The sequence below is a fragment of the Ruegeria sp. AU67 genome, from assembly GCF_900312795.1.
Lineage (GTDB): Bacteria > Pseudomonadota > Alphaproteobacteria > Rhodobacterales > Rhodobacteraceae > Ruegeria > Ruegeria atlantica.
Map to the genome: position 1 here is coordinate 255,284 of NZ_OMPH01000030.1, position 20,402 is coordinate 275,685.

The 20,402-nt window shown below is 58.2% G+C and carries 24 protein-coding genes; 14 read left to right on the forward strand and 10 right to left on the reverse strand.

Translation table 11 applies throughout. The features are described 5' to 3' along the window. Nucleotides 1-100 precede the first annotated feature (100 nt). Entirely contained in the window at nucleotides 101-958 is an 858-nt protein-coding gene (locus DK510_RS18085; RefSeq protein ID WP_109313267.1) for a hypothetical protein, read from the forward strand. On the opposite strand, the gene DK510_RS18090 is transcribed toward DK510_RS18085, so the two are convergent. From DK510_RS18090 to DK510_RS18105, 4 genes are all read right to left on the reverse strand, one after another. Next, nucleotides 955-1,824: a hypothetical protein gene (locus tag DK510_RS18090; protein ID WP_109313268.1), complete on the reverse strand. Its 870-nt coding sequence runs from the start codon at nucleotides 1,822-1,824 to the stop codon at nucleotides 955-957. The genes DK510_RS18085 and DK510_RS18090 overlap by 4 nt on opposite strands. Beyond that, nucleotides 1,824-2,708 carry a PhzF family phenazine biosynthesis protein gene (locus tag DK510_RS18095; protein WP_109313269.1) on the reverse strand — a complete coding sequence of 295 codons (885 nt, stop codon included), beginning with the start codon at nucleotides 2,706-2,708 and terminating at the stop codon, nucleotides 1,824-1,826. Before DK510_RS18095 ends, DK510_RS18090 begins: the two co-directional genes overlap by 1 nt. A 96-nt stretch (nucleotides 2,709-2,804) precedes the next feature. Then, nucleotides 2,805-3,029, reverse strand: coding sequence for a DUF1150 family protein (locus DK510_RS18100; RefSeq protein WP_058275531.1), 225 nt, complete (start codon nucleotides 3,027-3,029; stop codon nucleotides 2,805-2,807). 5 nt (nucleotides 3,030-3,034) lie between these two features. Next, nucleotides 3,035-3,448, reverse strand: a complete 414-nt coding sequence (locus tag DK510_RS18105) for an Hsp20 family protein (RefSeq protein WP_058280036.1) — start codon at nucleotides 3,446-3,448, stop codon at nucleotides 3,035-3,037. Between the two features lie 164 nt (nucleotides 3,449-3,612). Here DK510_RS18105 and DK510_RS18110 point away from each other — a divergent pair, with 164 nt between their 5' ends. The 4 genes from DK510_RS18110 (at nucleotide 3,613) to DK510_RS18125 (ending at nucleotide 6,222) form a co-directional block, all read left to right on the forward strand. After that, the gene (locus DK510_RS18110) at nucleotides 3,613-3,837 is read left to right on the forward strand and encodes a YdcH family protein (RefSeq protein ID WP_058275529.1); all 225 of its coding nucleotides are present in this window, start codon (nucleotides 3,613-3,615) and stop codon (nucleotides 3,835-3,837) included. Between the two features lie 77 nt (nucleotides 3,838-3,914). Further along, entirely contained in the window at nucleotides 3,915-4,400 is a 486-nt protein-coding gene (purE, locus tag DK510_RS18115; RefSeq protein ID WP_109313270.1) for a 5-(carboxyamino)imidazole ribonucleotide mutase, read from the forward strand. After that, nucleotides 4,397-5,155 (forward strand): NAD(P)-binding domain-containing protein, encoded by a 759-nt coding sequence (locus DK510_RS18120; protein ID WP_109313271.1) that lies wholly within the window; start codon nucleotides 4,397-4,399, stop codon nucleotides 5,153-5,155. Before purE ends, DK510_RS18120 begins: the two co-directional genes overlap by 4 nt. Next, nucleotides 5,155-6,222 carry a 5-(carboxyamino)imidazole ribonucleotide synthase gene (locus tag DK510_RS18125; protein ID WP_109313272.1) on the forward strand — a complete coding sequence of 356 codons (1,068 nt, stop codon included), beginning with the start codon at nucleotides 5,155-5,157 and terminating at the stop codon, nucleotides 6,220-6,222. The genes DK510_RS18120 and DK510_RS18125 overlap by 1 nt, the downstream gene beginning before the upstream one ends. 1 nt (nucleotide 6,223) lies before the next feature. Here DK510_RS18125 and DK510_RS18130 read toward each other — a convergent pair whose 3' ends face one another. The 5 genes from DK510_RS18130 to DK510_RS18150 form a co-directional block, all read right to left on the reverse strand. After that, nucleotides 6,224-7,375, reverse strand: a complete 1,152-nt coding sequence (locus DK510_RS18130; RefSeq protein WP_109313273.1) for an alpha-D-ribose 1-methylphosphonate 5-triphosphate diphosphatase — start codon at nucleotides 7,373-7,375, stop codon at nucleotides 6,224-6,226. After that, the gene (locus DK510_RS18135) at nucleotides 7,372-8,145 is read right to left on the reverse strand and encodes an alpha/beta fold hydrolase (RefSeq protein ID WP_109313274.1); all 774 of its coding nucleotides are present in this window, start codon (nucleotides 8,143-8,145) and stop codon (nucleotides 7,372-7,374) included. Before DK510_RS18135 ends, DK510_RS18130 begins: the two co-directional genes overlap by 4 nt. Nucleotides 8,146-8,183: 38 nt before the next feature. Next, complete coding sequence (locus DK510_RS18140; protein ID WP_109313275.1) at nucleotides 8,184-9,026, reverse strand: DMT family transporter; 843 nt, start codon at nucleotides 9,024-9,026, stop codon at nucleotides 8,184-8,186. A 186-nt stretch (nucleotides 9,027-9,212) separates the two neighbouring features. After that, nucleotides 9,213-10,856: a chaperonin GroEL gene (gene groL / locus DK510_RS18145; RefSeq protein ID WP_109313276.1), complete on the reverse strand. Its 1,644-nt coding sequence runs from the start codon at nucleotides 10,854-10,856 to the stop codon at nucleotides 9,213-9,215. A 54-nt stretch (nucleotides 10,857-10,910) separates the two neighbouring features. Further along, the gene (locus DK510_RS18150) at nucleotides 10,911-11,198 is read right to left on the reverse strand and encodes a co-chaperone GroES (protein ID WP_058275523.1); all 288 of its coding nucleotides are present in this window, start codon (nucleotides 11,196-11,198) and stop codon (nucleotides 10,911-10,913) included. A gap of 226 nt (nucleotides 11,199-11,424) precedes the next feature. On the opposite strand from DK510_RS18150, the gene bla reads away from it, so the two are divergent. Further along, a complete protein-coding gene (gene bla, locus DK510_RS18155) occupies nucleotides 11,425-12,306 on the forward strand; it encodes a class A beta-lactamase (protein WP_109313277.1) in 882 nt (293 codons plus the stop codon). On the opposite strand, the gene DK510_RS18160 is transcribed toward bla, so the two are convergent. Next, a complete protein-coding gene (locus DK510_RS18160) occupies nucleotides 12,303-12,977 on the reverse strand; it encodes a DUF2161 domain-containing phosphodiesterase (RefSeq protein WP_109313278.1) in 675 nt (224 codons plus the stop codon). The two genes, bla and DK510_RS18160, sit on opposite strands and share 4 nt — an antisense overlap. A 106-nt stretch (nucleotides 12,978-13,083) precedes the next feature. On the opposite strand from DK510_RS18160, the gene DK510_RS18165 reads away from it, so the two are divergent. The 8 genes from DK510_RS18165 (at nucleotide 13,084) to DK510_RS18200 (ending at nucleotide 20,388) form a co-directional block, all read left to right on the forward strand. Then, complete coding sequence (locus tag DK510_RS18165) at nucleotides 13,084-14,073, forward strand: TraB/GumN family protein (protein ID WP_234999134.1); 990 nt, start codon at nucleotides 13,084-13,086, stop codon at nucleotides 14,071-14,073. Nucleotides 14,074-14,179: 106 nt separating this feature from the next. Further along, on the forward strand, nucleotides 14,180-15,100 hold the full coding sequence (locus tag DK510_RS18170) for a manganese-dependent inorganic pyrophosphatase (RefSeq protein WP_109313279.1): 921 nt from the start codon (nucleotides 14,180-14,182) through the stop codon (nucleotides 15,098-15,100). A gap of 135 nt (nucleotides 15,101-15,235) precedes the next feature. Next, nucleotides 15,236-16,306, forward strand: a complete 1,071-nt coding sequence (locus DK510_RS18175) for a DUF389 domain-containing protein (RefSeq protein ID WP_109313280.1) — start codon at nucleotides 15,236-15,238, stop codon at nucleotides 16,304-16,306. Between the two features lie 109 nt (nucleotides 16,307-16,415). Then, on the forward strand, nucleotides 16,416-17,291 hold the full coding sequence (locus DK510_RS18180) for a TIGR01459 family HAD-type hydrolase (protein WP_109313281.1): 876 nt from the start codon (nucleotides 16,416-16,418) through the stop codon (nucleotides 17,289-17,291). Between the two features lie 100 nt (nucleotides 17,292-17,391). Further along, nucleotides 17,392-17,835, forward strand: coding sequence for a MaoC family dehydratase (locus DK510_RS18185; protein ID WP_058275996.1), 444 nt, complete (start codon nucleotides 17,392-17,394; stop codon nucleotides 17,833-17,835). A 116-nt stretch (nucleotides 17,836-17,951) separates the two neighbouring features. Then, a complete protein-coding gene (locus DK510_RS18190; RefSeq protein ID WP_109313282.1) occupies nucleotides 17,952-18,884 on the forward strand; it encodes a bifunctional riboflavin kinase/FAD synthetase in 933 nt (310 codons plus the stop codon). Then, nucleotides 18,881-19,354 carry a YcgN family cysteine cluster protein gene (locus DK510_RS18195; protein ID WP_109313283.1) on the forward strand — a complete coding sequence of 158 codons (474 nt, stop codon included), beginning with the start codon at nucleotides 18,881-18,883 and terminating at the stop codon, nucleotides 19,352-19,354. Before DK510_RS18190 ends, DK510_RS18195 begins: the two co-directional genes overlap by 4 nt. Further along, the gene (locus DK510_RS18200; RefSeq protein ID WP_109313284.1) at nucleotides 19,354-20,388 is read left to right on the forward strand and encodes a low specificity L-threonine aldolase; all 1,035 of its coding nucleotides are present in this window, start codon (nucleotides 19,354-19,356) and stop codon (nucleotides 20,386-20,388) included. Before DK510_RS18195 ends, DK510_RS18200 begins: the two co-directional genes overlap by 1 nt. The last annotated feature ends 14 nt before the right edge of the window (nucleotides 20,389-20,402 follow it).

Genomic DNA, 20,402 nt, shown 5'->3' on the forward strand with positions numbered 1-20,402 from the left:
AACAATCAAAGCGGCCAGCAGTGGCCGCTTTTTTTGTTGGATTGACAAGCGCACGCTGCCTTGGTGCAAATGCAGACCCTAACCAAAACGCAAAGTGCCCATGACCCGCGACCTGCCTGCAATTGCCAGTTTCTGGTTTGGTTCAGACTTGAGCTGGCTCGAGGCGTTATGCATTCAATCCTACCTGGATAACGGTCACCGGTTTATCATGTATACCGTGCATGACATCGAAGGCGTGCCTAGCGGCACCGAGATACGGCCCGCTTCTGATATCCTTTGGCCAGCGCCGTTTGATTTTCGACCGGAAGACCGGTTAGGGGTCGCAGTGTTTTCTGACATCTTTCGACTGCGGCTTATGCAGAAAACTCCGTTCATCTGGGTCGATCTGGATGCCTATTGCGTCAAGCCATTCGACTTTTCTTCGTCTTACATTTTCGGATCGTCGCAATCAGGCACCTTTCCCAACGGCGTCCTGCGGCTGCCGGAAGGTTCAGAGACGCTGGCGTTATGGATTGATTTCGTGACCTCGGCCAACCCAACCCAGCCCTGGCGCGGCGGTCGGCTGCTTCGACACAATCGCAGGCGCATCCGAAACGGTGAAACCTGGGGCATTGAAACACTGCCCTGGGGCAGCTCTGGCCCCAAGGCGCTGGAGTTCTTTCTGCGCCAGACTGGCGAAGACAGCCACGCGATGCAGCCGGAAGTGTTCTATCCATTGGACAAGGATCAGCTATGGCAACTCCACGATCCGCGCATTTCCACGGCCGAGATCGAACGGGATAAGGTGCATTCAGTCCACATCTACGGACATCAGAAAAAGTTCATGGCAGGCAAAACCGCCGGGCTGCCGGTCAGCGGATCATATCTGCAGCGGCTTTGCCTTCGACATGGGATCGACGCCTCGGCGAATCCGATCTTGCCGGTGGGGTGGCTGGCCCCGCGGCCATCGGACGACTAGGCCGCGTTTATCTGTTCACGCAGGATTCGCACCACACGGCCCTCAAAGTCACCGAACTCTGCCGCCTTGCTTTGCGCAGCTTTCAGATGCGGCAGGCGTTCGGCATAGTCGTCAGCGGACAGGCTGTTGATCGCGCGCTGAATGTCGGCCTCGGACTCACAGAGGATCATACCGGCAGTGCCCATAAAGTCCCCGATATTCGGGCACCCCCAATAGATCGGGACCGTTGAACACAGGACCGCATCCGTCAGCTTTTCCGAGAAATAGTTCTTCTCGCGCACATTCTCGATCACAACGGAATAGCGATACGGAGCCAGCCCGTCGGATTTGCGATCAAACGGCGTGTATCCCCGCCCCATGATATCAACGTCAGCGCCCGTTTCATGCACCCAGTCAATCACCGAATGGCGAAGTTGATGCCCTTCCAGATCGCGTTTGGCTGAGGCAATGAGCGAGCAGGACTTCGTTTTCTCTACGTTGAGGTCGCGCCAATCCGGCACCATGGTCACGCCGTAGGGCAGAAACACAGCGTTCGGAAGGTTCTGCAGCGGCACATCATGAAACGTCATCACCCGAAAGAACCGCCGCCATGTGTAGCGGAGCATCTTGTCGTGCTTGGCGTGAATGGCCGACGGTTCGCCCATCATCAGCGAAATCCGGGCGCGGGTGCCCCGGCGCAGGCGTAAATGCACGGTAGAATTGGGATACATGATCAGATGGTCCGTACGCTCAAGATCGCCAACTGTTTTGCCCATCAAGCGCTCGGGGCACCCTTCGGGCCAGATCAGATCGGACAATGGAACCGAAGCCAATTTCGGACCCAACCGATGCCCGTAGGGCAGGATGGCGATCGCGGGTTCAGTCATTACGGTTGCCCGGGCAAATTGACCTGACCGCGCATCAGAATATAGCCACGGCCCGCCACCTTAATACCGGTCATCGCATCGGCAGGTCCAACGCGTATCACGGTCGCTTGGCCGGGGCGGCCCAAGTCGTGGCCCTGTTCTGCCGTAAACGTGTCCTTGGGCATCAGGCCATATTTCCAGAGATAAGCTGCCATCGCCCCGGTTGCGGAGCCGGTGAACGGATCCTCGGGCGGGCTGGGCGGCAACATCAAAAGGCGTGAGAACGTGTCGCCCGCCTCGGTCGCGCCCTCCAGCGCCACAATAAATGGCTCGGCCATGTCCGTTCCGGAATATCCTCCGGCCTCTATCACCTTGCGCAGCGGTTCTTGTGCCAGCTTTGCGGCACGTAGCGCTTCGAGGTCGCGCAGCACAGTGACGCAAAACGGCAACCCGGTTGAAACCATCTGAGGTGGCGAGATGATCGCACTTTCCGGTAGGCTGATGGCAGCGGCAACCAGATTGGCAGGAACGATCGCACCGAATTGCGGGGCAACCTGTGTCATTTCAATCTTATCATCGTTGAGTTGGATTGAAACGATCCCTGCCCCGGTGTCCAGTGTCAGCGCATCCCCCTGAAACAGGCCACGCGACCGCATCGCCGCCACAGTGGCTATTGTGGGATGCCCCGCAAAAGGGATCTCACGGCTGGCTAGAAAATAGCGCACTCGGACGTCGGCCACGTCAGACGGCCCGGTAAAGGTACATTCGACCAAGGACGTTTCGCGAACGTAAGCCGTGCAGACATCTTTGGGTAGGACGGCCCCACCATGCACCACAGCGCATCCATTGCCGCCAAAGGCGCGGTCGCTGAATGCGTCCACCCAGTCAAAATCAAACCAACTCATGTTTGGTGCCTCCGCCCTGCGAACCCGTATTGGTTCGCATATCTCACCCGTGGGGCGGCGGATGTCACGGGAAAATCACACGCTGCGGGGGCCGTTTTAGTGCACGGCCACCGGGGAAAAGTCATGTTCGCGCGCCAGAATAAAGGCCAGCTTGCGATCTGCGACCAGGGCCAGTTGCTGACCATCCGAGTCATGCACAGCGTAGAGCTGATCCAGATCACCAGCCTGTTCGCGCACTTCACGCGGCAGGTCAGCCACATCGACGGCTTTTACATAAACGATCCGGTCGCCTTCGGTGTTGATTTCAATCGGTGTATTCATTGCTCTTACCCCTTCCGTATATTGATTGTCTGAACCACGGTTTCAGGCACGGCGCGGGTCAGATCCACATGCAGCAGACCGTTTTCCATGATCGCCTCGCCCACCTCGACACCGTCCGCCAGAACAAACATGCGCTGAAATTGACGCGCCGCGATGCCGCGATGCAGAAAGATGCGCCCCTCGCTATCGTCGCGTTGACGGCCCCGGATCACCAGTTGGCGATCCTCGATGGTAATCGACAGGTCCTGTTCCGCAAAACCGGCCACAGCCAAGGTGATGCGATAGGAAAAATCCGAGGTCTGTTCGATGTTATAGGGCGGGTATCCTTCGTTTCCGGCCTTTGCAGACCGTTCCAGAAGGCGTTCCAATTGCTCGAACCCCAAAAGATGCGGGTATGAGCCAAGAGTAAGTTTCGACACGTATTTTCGTCCTTTATTGCCAAAGCGACGTGTGGTGCGGTCCCGTTTTGGCAACCGCGTATGATAGAATATGGGAATATGCAGGGATGTCCACAAGGTCTGGCCGGATAAACCCTGACTCACTATCTTGTGTGGAAAGCACCACAACAACAACCGAGTCGTCCATGAACGCGCCCACTGACATTTCAATGAAAACAGATGAAGTTCTTCGGGTCGAGCTGGAGGTATTTCGCCGCCAGCACCGCGATCTGGACGAAGCGATCGAGGCGCTGCAAGCGACGGGGACGTCGGATCAGTTAACGATCAAGCGGCTGAAAAAGCAGAAACTGCGCCTTAAGGACATCATTCGCCTGATCGAGGATCGTCTGACCCCGGATATCATCGCCTGAAGGCCCTGTACCGCATTGCCAGATAGGCCGATTTGGCTATAGTGCGCGCTCTTTCGGCAGGCAAGGGCGACAAGCGGATGAGCGATGTGAAAGTGGGGATCATCATGGGCAGCCAGTCGGACTGGCCCACGATGAAAGAAGCCGCAGACATTCTGGATGAACTGGGCATTGCGTATGAAAAACGCATCGTTTCGGCCCACCGCACCCCTGATCGCCTTTGGGACTATGGCAAAACCGCCGTTCGGCGCGGCCTGGATGTGATTATCGCCGGTGCGGGCGGTGCTGCGCATCTTCCTGGGATGATGGCCTCAAAGACGCGCGTGCCGGTGATCGGTGTGCCTGTTCAGACCCGCGCCCTGTCCGGCGTTGATTCGCTGTATTCCATTGTGCAGATGCCCAAAGGTTTCCCGGTGGCGACGATGGCTATCGGCTCGGCCGGTGGGGCCAATGCCGGGTTGATGGCGGCCGGTATCCTTGCTCTGCAAGACCCAGCGCTGGCTGATCGTCTGGATGCCTGGCGCGCGGCCCTTTCGGCCTCGATCCCCGAGGAACCGCAGGGATGAGCCGTATCGGCTTCTTCGGAACCGGACATATTGCAGCCCCCATTGCGCGTTTTCTTGCGGCAAAAGGGCACGAGATCGCTGTGACAGAGCGCAACGCCACAGTCTCGGCCGAACTGAAAGCTGAACTGGATGTTGTGGTCGCGAACCCACAAGCGGTTCTTGACGCATCAGATATCGTTTTTCTTTGCCTGCGCCCCCAAATCGCCCCGGAAGTTTTGGAACAGCTAAACTTTCGCTCGGATCAGCAGATCGTGTCAGTGATGGCGGCTGTATCGGTGGATCAGCTTGCTGCGTTATGCGCCCCCGCAACTGACTTTGTGCAAACGATCCCATTGGGTTTTCTTCAGCAAGGTGGATGCCCGCTTGCAGCGTTCGGAAACGACGCCTTGCTGGCTGAATTGTTCGAGCCCGAAAACCCGGTCGTCAAGGTATCCAACGAGGCCGCGCTGAATGCACATTTTGCCGTCTGCGCCATGGTCCCGGGCATTCTGGACGTGTTGGCAACGGGTGCCGAGTGGCTGGCCGAGCAAACGGGCGACGCGGATGCCTCAGAGTTTTATACGACACAGCTGCTATCCGGGTTTCTGCACACAATGCAAACCGGGCAAGCCGGGCGTTTGGCCGAAGAACGGGACGCGCTGGCAACTGATGGAACACTCAGCCTGCAAATGACGCAGGCCTTGCATGCGGGCAACGCACATGATGCGCTGCGCTCGGCCCTGCAGGCGATTGGAAAAAGGTTGGAGACTGATTGATGACGGACATGCTTGCTCCGGGGGCGCGGATTGGAATTCTGGGCGGTGGCCAATTGGGCCGGATGTTGTCCGTCGCGGCGGCCCGGTTGGGCTTTGTAACCCACATCTTTGAGCCGGGAGCCAACCCACCCGCCGGTCAGGTGGCGGATCATGTGACCACTGCAGCCTATGACGACGCTGCGGCGCTTAAAGCGTTTGCCGAGTCGGTTGATGTCATCACCTATGAATTCGAAAACATCCCAACCGAAGCGCTGGACCTGCTGGAATCTCATTGCCCTATCCATCCAGGGCGCGAGGCGCTTCGGGTCAGTCAGGATCGACTAACCGAAAAGAACTTCCTTGCCCGGTTAGGGCTGAAAACAGCTCCGTTTGCCGACATCACCGATCTGGACAGCCTAAAGGCAGCGATTGACCAGATCGGCACGCCGGCCATCCTGAAAACCCGTCGCTTTGGCTATGACGGCAAGGGGCAGGTGCGCCTGCGTAGCCCGGAAGATGCCGAGGCAGCGCTGGCCGATATGGCAGGTGCACCCGCGATCCTTGAAGGCTTCGTCAATTTCAGCCACGAGGTATCGGCCATCGCCGCCCGCGGTATCGACGGACAGGTGGCCTGTTTCGATCCCGGCGAGAACGTACACCGCGATGGCATTCTGCATACAACGACGGTCCCTGCCCGCCTTGCCCCGGCGCAACGAACCGATGCTGTTCTTCTGGCCGCCAATATCTTGAACGCGCTGGATTACGTCGGTGTCATGGGTGTCGAACTGTTCGTCACGTCAGAAGGTTTGATCGTAAATGAGGTTGCGCCTCGGGTGCACAACTCGGGTCACTGGACACAGAACGGCTGCGCTGTGGATCAGTTCGAACAGCATATCCGCGCCGTGGCGGGATGGCCCTTGGGTGATGGGCAGCGCCATTCGGACGTGGTCATGGAGAACCTGATCGGCGACGATATGGACCGCGTGCCGGAATTGGCACGGGAACGCGACGTGGCGCTTCATCTCTATGGCAAAGCTGAGGTCAAACCAGGCCGCAAAATGGCGCATTTCAACCGCATCTCGCGGTAACTCAGCCGACGAATCGTGCGGCGATATCGCCTGACATGAAGCTAACCCGCCCGCCCGCCAGCGTGGCGGCGACGCGGTGAGATTTCTCCTCAAGGATCACCATATCTGCGCGCTGACCAGGGGCAAGTGTGCCCCGGTCCTGCAGCCCTAGCACCCGTGCCGGCCCTGATGACACCAGCGCCCACGCCATTGCCAAATCCAGCAGGCCAGATTTGGCAAGCATCAGCGCAGCGCGCCGCGGGCTGGGATAGTGATAGTCCGATGCTAAGGCATCACACAGCCCCATCGTGATCAGGTCCAGTGCACTGACATTACCCTTATGCGATCCGCCACGCACCACGTTGGGAGAGCCGAGGATAACGTGATCCCCTGCGGCCCGCGCGGCCTCAGCCGCCTCTAGCGTTTCTGGGAACTCGGCAATCTGAGCACCTCGTGCCCGCCAATCGGCACGAGTTTCGGCCGTAGCGTCGTCATGGCTGCCCATACGGACACCCTGCTCGGCCAGAGTCTCGCAGAGTGTGTCCAATGCAGCGGGCACGTCATACCGCCGGGCATGCATGGACAGCAGCATCTCAAAATGTGCGTCCGGATTGCGCCCGGCCTTAAGCGCCTGACCCGTCAAACGTGGCGGCTTGCGCCCCTCGGCCAACCGGTCATGCGGCAAGTGGTCGTTGAACACGACATAGGGCACCTGCCAATCGGTGATGCGTTCAGGCAGGCTGGGGTATTCCGCCAGCATGTATGTTTCGAACCGTAACTGAGGCAGCAGATCGGTCACGACGCGATCTTTGACCGACGCGATAGCATCAAACACTTGGCCAGCGAATTCAGGGCCGCGCACGCCGCCCTCCCAACTCAGGAACTGGGCCAGAACCGCCGTCGTGATCCCGTTGGCGGCCAGTTCGGCCTCGACCGACAGGATGCCCTCGTCCATCTGCTTCATCGCCCCTCGTCGCGGTGCGATGTGGCGCTCGAACCCATCACCGTGCAGATCGATGATACCGGGCATCACAAGATATCCCGACAGATCGATTGTTCTGCCTACGCGGTCCTCCTGCACGATCCCAGCGGAAATGGGCAGGTCTGCACGAGTCATCCCTTGGTCCGGCAACAAGACCTCTGCGCCGGATAAAGTCAGAGAAAGTGCAGTCATTGGGAAGGCTCCGACGCGGGTTCCGAGCAATCCTGCCCGATGCAGATTTCGTCGATGATTTCCATCACCCCGTCCAGCCATGTGATCTGTGGGTCAAACTGTCCAAACTCGATGAAATGCAGCGCCTGCGCCATCACGCGGGGGTTGTTCATCATGAAAGTGTGGGTCACTGGCAGAACGATATGGTCCGCCATCCCGTCGACCTTGGTGGTCTCAACCGAGACCTTGCCGTCATCCGAACCATCAATCATCGACGAAAACAGTGGGTTCAGCGAATTCTCACCGGCGATGACACCCAGTTCGAAATCCGCAGGCGGCAGTTGCCTTGGGATACCTTCGGGGCCCGTGCCCAGCGCCAGGCCAGCCGGACCATTCAGCATCCCAAACACCTCATAAGCGCTAAGTTCGTCCACCAACTGACTGCCCTGATTGGGCGGACCGAGCATGACCACGCGACCCAGATTCTCCGGATGGTTATCCTGCAGCCAATAGCGCAACAGGATGCCGCCCATCGAATGCGCAACCACATTGACCTTGTCGTCACCGCATTCGGCAAACGCGTCCGGCAGTGTCTGTGCAGTCAGGTCGGGAATAGGCAGGTCCGTAGACGGATATCCCGGACGCACGACGGTATAACCATGCGTCTTGAACAGTTGTTCCATGACGGTAAAGGACGCTTCGGTCCGTGCCAGCCCATGCAGCAGGACCACGCATTTTGCCTGCACAATGGCAGGTACAAAGAACAGAATGAGGGCAAGCAAGTAACGCATAGCCGCCAGATAAGGTCTAACGTCCAGCGAATAAACCCCTACCGCGGCGTCCTGAGCAGAACGGCCAGTGCAATTCCGCCCAATACCAGACCCGCCCCCAGGATCAGGCGCAGACTGGCGGCCTCACCCAGCAGGAGGACACCGCCAATAATGGCTATGATCGGAACGCTGAGTTGCACGACGGCCGCCGTTGTGGGCGTCAATTCCCGCAGAACCTGATACCACAGCGCATACCCCATCCCCGAGGTGACTGCGCCAGCCAACGCGGCCAGCAAGTATCCGTTAGCGGTCATGTGCCAAGCCCCTCCTGTCGCCAACAAAGCCAGCGTTGTCACGGGTAATGCCACGACAAAATTGGCCGCAGTGCCGGATAAGGCATCCGGTTCGGACTTGCCAACCAGCGAATAGATTGCCCAGCCGATCCCGGCTGCAATCATCAGGGCTGATCCGACCGGGTTGACCTGTAACGATCCGGACGGCCAAAGCACGTAGCCCAACCCCAGCAACGCGATTGCGGCGCCCGCGATCTGCCGACCAGTGGGCAGAGTGCCTTTCACTGATGTCACAGTGAACATCGTCACCTGCACCACCCCGAACAGGATCAGCGCGCCAAGACCCGCGTCCAGCGTCAGATAGGCGACAGAGAATCCGATCATGTACAGGGACAACGACCCCGCCCCGGCAACCCTGCGCCGGTCAAACAGGGGCAAATGACCAGCCCTCAGAAGAACCAATCCAGCCAGCACCACTGCACCAGCTAAGACCCGCACCACGGCAAAGGCAGCAGGATCGCTGGCGCCACTATCGATCGCCAGACGATTAAGTATTGAGTTGGACGCAAAGGCGCACATCGTCAGGCACGTGAGTAGGAACAGTTTCATATCAACCGCATAACCGGTTTCGGCCCGTTTTGCACACTCACATCCCCGCGTGTGGTCCGCAAAACGAAACGGGGCCGCCCGAAGGCGACCCCGTCCCTATGTTTTAAGGCTTCCCCTTCGGCAGCTTGGCCTTACAGCCAAGCGCCTGTCGGGACCGTCAGAATTCGCCGAGGCGAATTCGAGGTCTTACATCATGCCGCCCATGCCGCCCATGTCGGGCATGCCGCCGCCAGCAGGCGCGCCGTCTTTGGCAGGCTTGTCAGCAACCATTGCTTCGGTGGTGACCAGCAGGCCAGCAACCGATGCTGCATCTTCCAGCGCAGTGCGGACAACTTTGGCCGGATCGATAACGCCGAACGAGAACATGTCGCCATACTCTTCGGTCTGAGCGTTGAAACCAAAGGCCGCTTCCGAAGATTCGCGAACTTTGCCTGCAACAACTGCGCCGTCGACGCCTGCGTTCTCAGCAATCTGGCGCAGCGGCGCTTCGATGGCTTTACGCACGATATTGATGCCTGCATCCTGATCAGCGTTTGCGCCTTTCAGAGCGTCCAGTGCTTTACCGGCCTGAACCAGCGAAACGCCACCGCCCACAACAACACCTTCCTGTACGGCTGCGCGCGTTGCGTTCAGAGCATCGTCAACACGATCCTTACGCTCTTTCACTTCAACTTCGGTCATGCCACCTACGCGGATAACAGCAACACCGCCTGCCAGTTTGGCAACGCGCTCTTGCAGCTTCTCACGGTCGTAGTCCGACGAGGTTTCTTCGATCTGAGTGCGGATCTGAGCAACACGTGCTTCGATCTCGGCTTTCTCGCCAGCACCGTCAACGATGGTGGTTTCGTCTTTGGTGATTTCGATTTTCTTGGCGGTGCCCAGCATATCCATGGTCACGGACTCAAGCTTCATGCCCAGATCTTCACTGATGACCTGACCGCCGGTCAGGATTGCGATGTCCTGCAGCATGGCCTTGCGGCGATCGCCGAAGCCCGGTGCTTTGACAGCAGCAATTTTCAGGCCGCCGCGCAGTTTGTTGACAACCAGAGTTGCCAGCGCTTCGCCTTCAACATCCTCAGCAATGATCAGCAGAGGCTTTTGCGACTGGATCACTTGCTCCAGCAGCGGAACCATCGGCTGCAGCGAGGACAGTTTCTTTTCGTGCAGCAGGATCATGCAATCATCGAGATCTGCGATCATCTTGTCAGCATTGGTGACGAAGTAAGGCGACAGGTAGCCACGGTCGAACTGCATACCTTCGACAACATCGGTCTCGGTTTCCAGACCTTTGTTTTCTTCGACGGTGATAACGCCTTCGTTGCCAACCTTCTGCATCGCGTCTGCGATTTGCTGACCGATTTCGGCTTCGCCGTTGGCCGAGATGGTGCCAACCTGAGCGACTTCTGCCGAGTCTTTGACTTCACGCGCCATCTCTTTGATGCCTTCAACGACTTTGGCAGTTGCCAGGTCGATGCCGCGCTTCAGGTCCATCGGGTTCAGGCCAGCAGCAACCTGCTTCAGACCTTCTTTGACGATCGACTGAGCCAGGACAGTTGCAGTGGTGGTGCCGTCGCCAGCTTCATCATTGGTGCGGCTGGCGACTTCTTTCACCATCTGCGCGCCCATGTTTTCGAACTTGTCTTCCAGTTCGATTTCCTTGGCAACCGATACACCGTCTTTGGTGATGCGCGGTGCGCCGAAGGATTTGTCCAGCACCACGTTGCGGCCTTTGGGGCCCAGGGTTACTTTGACAGCATCGGCCAGGATGTTCACACCTGACAGCATGCGGTTGCGGGCATCGGTGTCGAACTTGACGTCCTTAGCAGCCATGTTGTTTCTCCTTGAGAAAAATGTTGGAAATGAAGATCAGAGAAGCGTGGGCGCTTACTCGATGATCCCCATGATGTCGCTTTCTTTCATCATCAGCAGCTCTTCGCCGTTGACCTGAACCTCGGTGCCCGACCACTTGCCGAACAGGATCTTGTCGCCAGCTTTTACAGCCATTGCGATCAGTTCGCCGCTGTCCTTGCGCGCGCCTTCACCGGTCGAAACGACTTCGCCTTCGCTGGGCTTTTCTTTTGCGCTTTCGGGAATGATCAACCCGCCTGCGGTTTTCTCATCGCTTTCGGTACGACGAACCAGCACACGGTCATGAAGCGGTTTCAATGCCATCTTTGCAGCTCCTTGGGCTCAAAGTTTATCTATCCTCCCCCGCCTTTCAGCGAGGCGTTAGCACTCGGTAGTAGAGAGTGATAACGACGCATAGCTAGGGGGTCGAAATGACCGAGTCAACAAGTTGCCTGAATATTTTTCGCACGCAGAGCCCCAGAACGCCCGGTTTACACAGCGCCCTAGCCAACTAAGGTGATGGCGACCACATTTGACCAAGGCAGATTCGATGCGTGGGCTCAGGAAAATCACAACTACCCTGTTGTTTTTAATTACTATTACTGTTGGTTTAGCCACATCAGCACAGGCGCAGCCCCTTACCGAAACGGTCCAGAGCTGGGAGCGCCGCCTTGATGCCCGGATCGGGCTGCTCCTTTATGATCCCAGCAACGAATGGGAGGTTTCATACCGCGCGGATGAGCTGTTTCCGATGTCCAGCACGTTCAAAACGCTCTTGTGCGGCGCCGTGCTGGCAGAGGTGGATGCAGGTACGGAAAGCCTGTCAGATCACGTCACGTACCAGACGACGGACCTGGTAGATTACTCCCCTGTCACCAGCAAACATGTTGAGACCGGTATGACTGTCGGAGCGCTATGCGAAGCAACGATGACGATCAGCGACAATGCTGCGGCCAATCTGCTGTTGCGCCGCCTGGATGGGCCTGCCGGACTGACCGAGTTTCTTCGGACAAACGGCGACGACATCACCCGCCTTGATCGATGGGAGACGGCGCTGAACGAAGCCACTCCAGGCGATCCGCGCGACACTACAACGCCTCGGGCAATACTGGCGACGCTCGACCGGTTGTTATTTGGCCAGGCGCTCTCACCCGCATCCTCCGCACAACTCAGGCAATGGATGATAGACGATCAAGTGGCCAACGGTCTTATCCGCGCGCACGTGCCTGACGGGTGGACGATCGGGGACAAGACCGGTGCCGGAGGCCACGGCAGCCGTGCGATCGTTGCCTTTTTGCAGACATCCGAGCCCCGCACCTATCTGGCCGCCATCTATCTGACCGAAAGCGATGCGCCATTTCCTGAACGCAACGCCGTCCTTTCAGATATAGCCCGCGCCATGATTTCCGAAATCGCCGCACGGCCTGACTAGTTCGCATCTTCCCAGCTATACGCCCAGTGCTTCAACCCTTCGGCCCCCGTAGCCGACAGCGCATAGACCCCTTTCTCGACCTTGTCGAACCACCCGTAGTGATTGTCCCGCATCAGGCGCGTGGCCTGGGCGACGCCGGTGGATTGGGCAACTTCCGCCCCCTTTGTCGCTCCGCATTCGGCCAGATGGGCTGCACATTTCAGCGCGTCCTGACGATAGGCCGTCACGATCCCGTGCCGGGTGGCCCCACCTGCGTTGGGATCACCTTCAAGCCGGTCAAATTCACGGAGCAGGCGAGCCGCCTTTACTTTGTTTTTTCGCGGTGCATACGGGCCCGGGTCACATTGCACCTCGACCGCGCCGTCGGCACGTACAGTGATCAGACCGAGACCAAGTCTGCGGCACAGCGCCAAATTGTCCTTTAACGCACGCCGCGCCGTTCGCCCCTTGGGTTTGCACACACCAACATAGACCTGGTCAGTCACCCTTAATCGCGTGATCGCCTGATGAAACAGCGCCAATGAGAACCGCAGCTTCAGCTCAACAATCACCGACTCATCGCCATCCCGAACAGCGACGATATCGGCAGCGCCGACTTCGCCTTTGACGGTATAGCCCTGACGCTCGAACAGCGCCTTGATCGGCGGGTATAGATCCTGCTCGCGGTCCATTCCGCCATGCTATGCAAATTTGCCGCGAACGCCAGCCATCACCTGCATCTGGCTTGAATACATTGCTGCGCAAAGGCAATGTCGCGGTCACACTGAAGATTCCGAGATGATCCTTATGCGCTTGTTTGCACCTCTGCTTTTCCTAATCCTGCCCGCCGCCGTACAGGCCGCATGCGAAGGGAATGATCTGAGGCCGGGACTGAACCCTGCGGTAAAGTCCGAACTGCAACAGGCAGTGGCCGATATCCCGTTTCCCGAAGGTAATCACTGGATCGCGTCCAAGGGCGACACGACCCTGCACCTTGTTGGTACGTTGCATGCCAATGACCCACGCATGGACGCAGTGGTCGAACGACTAACGCCGGCCCTCAGCGATGCGGACGCGTTTTATTTCGAGGTAACGCAGGAAGAAATGGACGCGTTTGAACAAGACCTGGCCAAGGACATGAGCCCGGTGATGATCACCTCGGGACCCAGCCTGATTGACCTGATGTCCGAGGAGGACTGGTCTGCCCTGTCTGACGGGTTATCCGAACGCGGTATCCCTGGCTGGATGGCAGCCAAAATGCGTCCCTGGTTTCTAAGCATGATGTTGGGCATCCCCCCGTGCATGATGCAGGACCCCACTGCAAACCACGGGATGGACGCCCGTCTGGATCAGCTGGCTGACGAATTGGGCATCCCCAAACGCTCGCTTGAACAGATTGCCGATCTTATGAGTATGTTCGACAGCCACCCCATCGAAAAGCAGGTCCAGTCCCTTGTGCGGATGGCCGGCGCAATGGGCGGCAGCGAGGATCAACTGGCGACGATGGCCAACGCCTACCTGGAAGAGAAACATGTCGAAATCATACAGCTCGCCCGCCTGCAGGGCTTGGAAGACTCGGGCCTGTCGCCCGAAGTATTCGACGAGGAATGGAATGATTTCGAGCAAAAGCTTCTGGTCGAGCGCAACAGCAACTGGATGCAGAAAATTCTTAACATTCAGGACCAAACTGTCGTGATCGCGGTCGGTGCCGGGCATCTTGGGGGCGACTACGGGCTGCTGAACCAATTGCATCAGACCGGGTACACCTTGACCCGCGCCCCGTTCTGACCCACCTCGATTTCAGACCAACCGTCGCAGCGTAAACACTGTCGGGTGACAACCCCGGCGGACCGCCCTATAAGGCGCGCAAAATGATCACCCTCAGGACGCTGACATGACAACGCTCGTATTTGGACATAAATCCCCCGACACCGACTCCACAGGCTCACCTATCCTGTGGTCATGGTACCTGAACGAAATCAAAGGCGAACAGGCTGAGCCGGTTTTGCTGGGCGAACCCAACACCGAAGCGGCATTCCTGCTGCAGCGCTGGGACCTGCCAAAGCCGCGCATCATCAAGGACGTGGCCGAGGGCGCACCGGTAGTCATCGTGGACACCAACAACCCGGCCGAGCTGCCAGCCAGCGTAAACAGCGCCGACATTCGCGCAATCATCGACCACCACAAGCTGGTTGGTGGGCTGGAAACCAAAGGTCCGATCGACATCACCGTGCGCCCGCTGGCCTGCACGGCGACCATCATGATGGACCTGATCGGTGACGACGCCGCCAAGATGCCCGACGCCATCAAAGCCGCCGCGCTGACCTGCATTCTGTCGGATACGCTGGAATTCCGCTCTCCCACCACCACCGCACATGACCGCGCAGTGGCCGAGAAACTGGCTGCCGAGCTGGGCCTGGACGTTGCGACCTATGCCGCCGAAATGTTCGCGGCAAAATCAGATGTATCGTCCTTTTCGGACGCCGAACTGATCCGCATGGACAGCAAGGAATACGAGGTCGACGGCACCAAGTTCCGCGTTTCGGTTCTGGAAACCACCGCACCGGGCGTTGTACTGGATCGCAAGGCCAGCCTGGCGGGTTCGATGGCTGACGTGGCCAAGGAAGACGGCGTTGATCAGGTTCTGCTGTTCGTAGTCGATATCCTGAACGAAGAGGCCACTCTGCTGGTACCCAACGATCTGGTCAAAAGCGTCGCGAAAAAGAGCTTTGGCGCAAGCGTGGACGGCGATGCCGTAGTCCTGCCCGGCATCATGAGCCGCAAAAAACAGATCATCCCGAACCTCAAGGTCTGACGCTGGCAGACATCCCAATCGAAAGGCGCCCCAACATGGACGCCTTTTTTCTTTGCCACTAATGTTTTGCGCGAATGGTATCCGTTGGTAGTCTGACATCAAAAGCCAGACAGCGAATTGGGTCAGACGACGTTCATGAGTTCCCGCAAGTTCAGCACCACACGCGACATCCTGAGATTTGAGGGCAAGGACAAACCTGCCTATTGGCGGCGGTTTGCCATGCTTCTGACCTTATCCGTGGTGATCGCCACGATGGGCATGCTGCGAAATTCCGGTGCGGTGGTCATTGCCGCAATGCTTGTTGCGCCATTGATGACCCCGATCCTTGGGGTTGCGGCGGCGATGGTCATGGGATGGCTGGGTCGCGCGTTCAAGTTAGCTCTGATTGTCTGCGGCGCGGCGGTAATCAGCGTCTTGCTGGCGTGGCTTCTCGTCTATGTTGCCGACGTCCCGCGCGGTATTCTGATCCCCGATCAGGTTCTGGCCAGAACAGATCCGGGCACCGAGGATCTAATCGTTGCGCTAGCCGCCGGGGTGGCCGCCGCCTACGTTCAGATCAACCGGTCCGAGGCCAGCCTGCTTCCCGGTGCAGCCATCGGCGTGTCATTGGTGCCACCTCTGTCTGCATCGGGTGTGTTGCTGTATTTCGACGAGCCCGCCGAGGCCTATGAAGCTGGCCTGCTTTTCGCCACCAACCTTGGTGCGATCATTCTGTCCGCTTGCGCAGTTTACATCGTATACGCGGCGCGCGCCGTGGTTTTTAGCAAGGGTCGGCGCAAGCTGAACTTCACCGCAAGCGTGGTGGTGACACTGGCATTCCTAGCCTTCGTTGTCCTTCAACTGGGAAAGTCGACCTACAACCGTTACCTCGAAACCCGGACCGAGGCACACTTGGCACAAACGATCCGGGACTGGGCCGATCCGGTGTCGGTCGAGATCATCCGCGTGGACGTGAATGCCAAACGTAAACACGCCGATATTTGGCTGATCGTGGACCTTCCGATTGAAGCCGCTTACAAAGTATCCTCGATCGCCGGTTTGCTACCCGAGACCCTGCGCGACACGCCTTTGGTCGACGTACTTCAGAAAGAACTGGGGCCGGGTTATCTGGTCGTAGTGCGTTTCCAGAACAGGATCGGCGCACAGATCATATTGGGCACCGAAAACGTCCAACAAGCACCCGATGTCGAAGAAATCGCCGAATGACACGATCAGACACACCGTGTTCGACCCGCAATTGGTATTGCGGGATGGCCAAGAGGTGAAAGCTTTGCCATAGCTGTCACAACTCAGAATTTCAGGTCCCGAGGCTCCCATGACCCAGATCATCCACACGCTTTCCGAGATTTCAGGCCGCTACAAGGCACTGTTCGTTGACCTGTGGGGATGCGTTCACAACGGCATCACTGCCTACCCCGAGGCAGTCGCGGCTTTGCAAAGCTACCGGGCGCAAGGCGGGATCGTTGTACTGGTCACCAACTCACCCAAACCGCGTGCTGGCGTGGCTGAGCAGCTTGGGCAGTTCAATGTCCCCGCAGATGCCTATGACACCATCGCCACCAGCGGGGACTCGGCTCGGTCGGCCATGTTCCGAGGGGCGGTTGGTGAAAAAGTCTATTTCATGGGGGAATGGGAACGCGACGCGGGTTTCTTTGAGCCGCTGAAAATACTACACCATCCGATCCACATCGAACGTGTCCCGCTGGATGAGGCCGAAGGGATCGTCTGCTGCGGGCCGTTCGACCCAATGGCGGATCCGGCGGTCAATCGCGCCGATTTCCTCTATGCCAAGCAGAAAGGCATAAAGCTGCTCTGCGCCAACCCCGACATCGTTGTTGACCGGGGCGAGATACGCGAATGGTGCGCGGGCGCGTTGGCGAAGCTGTATACCGAGATGGGAGGCGAGAGCCTGTATTTCGGAAAACCCCACCCGCCGATCTATGATCTTGCGCGGCGCAGGCTGCAGGAATTGGGTCATGACATCCCTGATGGCGACATTCTTGTGATCGGAGACGGCCCACATACGGACATTCTCGGGGGTATGGGCGAAGGGATTGATTCTCTGTTCATCTCGGGTGGTTTGGCCGCAGCGGAAACAAAAACTGAGCATCATCCGCATCATGAATCCCTAAGTGATTATATTGCAAGGGAAAACATCAATCCTACCTACACAATCGGTCGATTGAGGTAGTCAGAAAAGACTTGATTTTCTGCAGCTGCGAAGTAATAAAGTTGCCAAACCGGGGCGACTTGAGTTGTTTTGTTGCCCACTGAACTCGAGTGAGGGCGACATGTTGGATAATCTTCCACGCGGCACGATCTGTATTGAAGACATCGAGATGGGCATGACCCGCCACCTGCGCAAAGTGGTGACGGACGAAGATATCGAGATGTTCGCGCAGGTTTCTACGGACCGGAATCCGGTACACTTGGACGACGACTATGCCCGCGACACGATCTTTGAAGGGCGTATCGCCCACGGCATGTTGACGGCGGGCCTGATCTCGGCCGTGATCGGCGAGCAGCTGCCGGGCCACGGCACCGTGTATATGGGGCAGTCGCTCAAATTCCTGGCTCCGGTGCGCCCTGGCGATATGGTCTATGCCGAGGTCAAGGTGATCGACATAGACTTTGCCAAGCGGCGCGTGAAGCTGGATTGTCACTGTGCGGTCGATGGCAAAAAGGTGCTTGTAGGCGAAGCCATGGTTTTGGCCCCTTCGCGCAAGTTCGACTGAAGCTTCGATACCTTTATTTTTTTGAAGGGCACTGGAAACGGTGCCCTTTTGTGTTGCGCAGCATTTGGACCAATCAGGTGCTTGAACCCGGTCTCCAGTCCCGCTAGGCAAGCTGCATGCAGATCATCCGTGATTTCCAGTTTGTCGAGCCAGAAGACCGCGGTGCCAGTGTGGCAATCGGGAACTTTGATGGCGTGCATGTGGGCCATCAGTCGGTGATTGAACTTGCACAAAGCGTGGCCCCGGATGCTCCGCTTGGTGTTCTGACGTTCGAGCCTCACCCTCGCGAGTACTTTGCACCCGATGCCCCACCTTTTCGTCTGATGCGCGGAAACGCACGTGCGCACCGGTTGGAGAAACTGGGTGTGCAAAAGCTGTACGAATTGCCGTTCAATACAGCGCTTGCCGGTCTGACGCCCGAAGGCTTTGCCCGCAATGTCATCTGCGAGGGACTTGGTCTATCGCACGTCGTGGTCGGCGCGGATTTCTGTTTCGGCAAAGGGCGCAGTGGCACCGCCGAAGATATGGCCCGGTTCGGGCAAGAGATGGGGTTTGGCGTCACCATTGCACCGCTGATGGAACGGTCTGACGATGTGGTATCCTCGACTGGTATCCGCACCGCGCTGACCGATGGCCGCCCCCGCGACGCAGCGGCAATGCTGGGCCATTGGCACCGCGTCGAGGGCGAAGTGATCGGCGGCGAACAACGCGGTCGCGAGCTTGGGTTCCCCACCGCGAACATGTCCATCGAAGGGTTGCACCCGCCAAAATTTGGCGTCTATGCGGTGCTGGTCGATGTGCTCGACGGACCTCATCAGGGCAGCTATCACGGCGCCTCCTCGGTTGGCGTACGGCCTATGTTCAACGGAGAGGTTCCGAATATCGAGACCTTCCTGTTCGATTTCTCAGGCGATCTGTACGGTTCGACCCTGTCGGTCGGGTTGGTCGACTACCTGCGCCCCGAGATGACCTTTGACGGGCTGGACGCCTTGATTGCGCAGATGGATGCCGATTGCGACGAGGCGCGCACCCTGCTGGCCGCGCTATGACCGCCGACCCGATTGATCGCAAAGGTCTTACCTCCCGGTTCTGGGAACGCAAACCGCTGACCAAGATGAACCAGCGCGAATGGGAAGCCTTGTGCGACGGCTGCGGCAAATGCTGCCTGAACAAGCTTGAGGATGAGGACACCGGCGAGGTCGCCCTGACCTGCGTCGCCTGCCGTCTGCTGGACGATGAGACCTGCCGCTGCACACAATACGACATCCGCCACCAATTCGTCCCGGAATGCATCGTGATGAAGCCCAACAACATCGACGATCACGCCTATTGGCTGCCCCAAACCTGCGCCTATCGGCTGCTGTGGGAAGGGAAGCCACTTTACGAATGGCATCCCCTGATATCAGGTACACCGGACAGCGTGCACGCAGCTGGCATGTCAGTTCAGGGGCGCACGGTGTCCGAATTCGAAACCCCCTTGGAAGAGTGGGAAGACTATATCATTGAGGAACCCAGCTGATGTATTTCGCCTCTGACAATTCCGGTCCGGTTCACCCGCTGGTTATGGCCGCATTGAACGAAGCCAATCAGGGCTATCAAATGGCCTATGGCGCGGACACCCTGATGAACGAAGTGCGCGATCGTATTCGCGGAATCTTCGAAGCGCCTGGCGCGGCGGTCTATCTGGTGGCTACAGGAACAGCCGCGAATTCGCTGGCTCTGGCGACACTCTCAAACCCATGGGAAACCGTGTTCTGTTCACCCGTCGCGCATATCCACGAGGATGAATGCAACGCGCCCGAGTTTTATAGCGGCGCAAAGCTGACACTGGTGCCGGGCGGCGACAAGATGGAGCCCGCAGCGCTGCGTCGCTCGATTTTGGCGGAAGAAACACGTGGCGTGCACGGCCCCCAGCGTGGGCCCGTGTCGATCACTCAGGTGACAGAGCGTGGCTCGGTTTACTCACTGGCCGAGTTGCAGGCGCTGTGCAGTATCGCCAAAGAATACGACCTGCCAGTTCACCTGGATGGTGCCCGGTTCACTAACGCATTGGTCGCGCTTAATTGCTCGCCCGCTGAGATGACGTGGAAAGCGGGCGTCGATGCGGTCAGCTTTGGCGGCACCAAGAACGGGTTGATGGGTGTCGAAGCGGTAGTTTTCTTTGACGAATCCAAGGCCTGGGAATTCGAACTGCGGCGCAAGCGCGGTGCGCATCTGTTCTCCAAGCATCGTTACTTGTCCGCCCAGATGGCCGCATATCTGAACGATGATCTGTGGCTGCAGATGGCGCGGCAAGCCAACGCTAACTGCGCGCATCTGGCCGATGGTCTACGCGGCAAAGGCGCAACCTTCCTGCATGAGCCGCAAGCCAATATGATCTTTGCGCAGTTTTCGCGCGCGCGTCACAAGCAGTTGCACCAAGCGGGTGCGGTTTATCATCTGTGGGGCGCAGAGCTGGACGGTGCGGATGACGACGAGATCTTGGCCTGTCGACTGGTCTGCGACTGGTCGATCAACTCGAATGATATCGACAGGTTCATTGGCTTGTTGTGATTTCGGGGATTAGG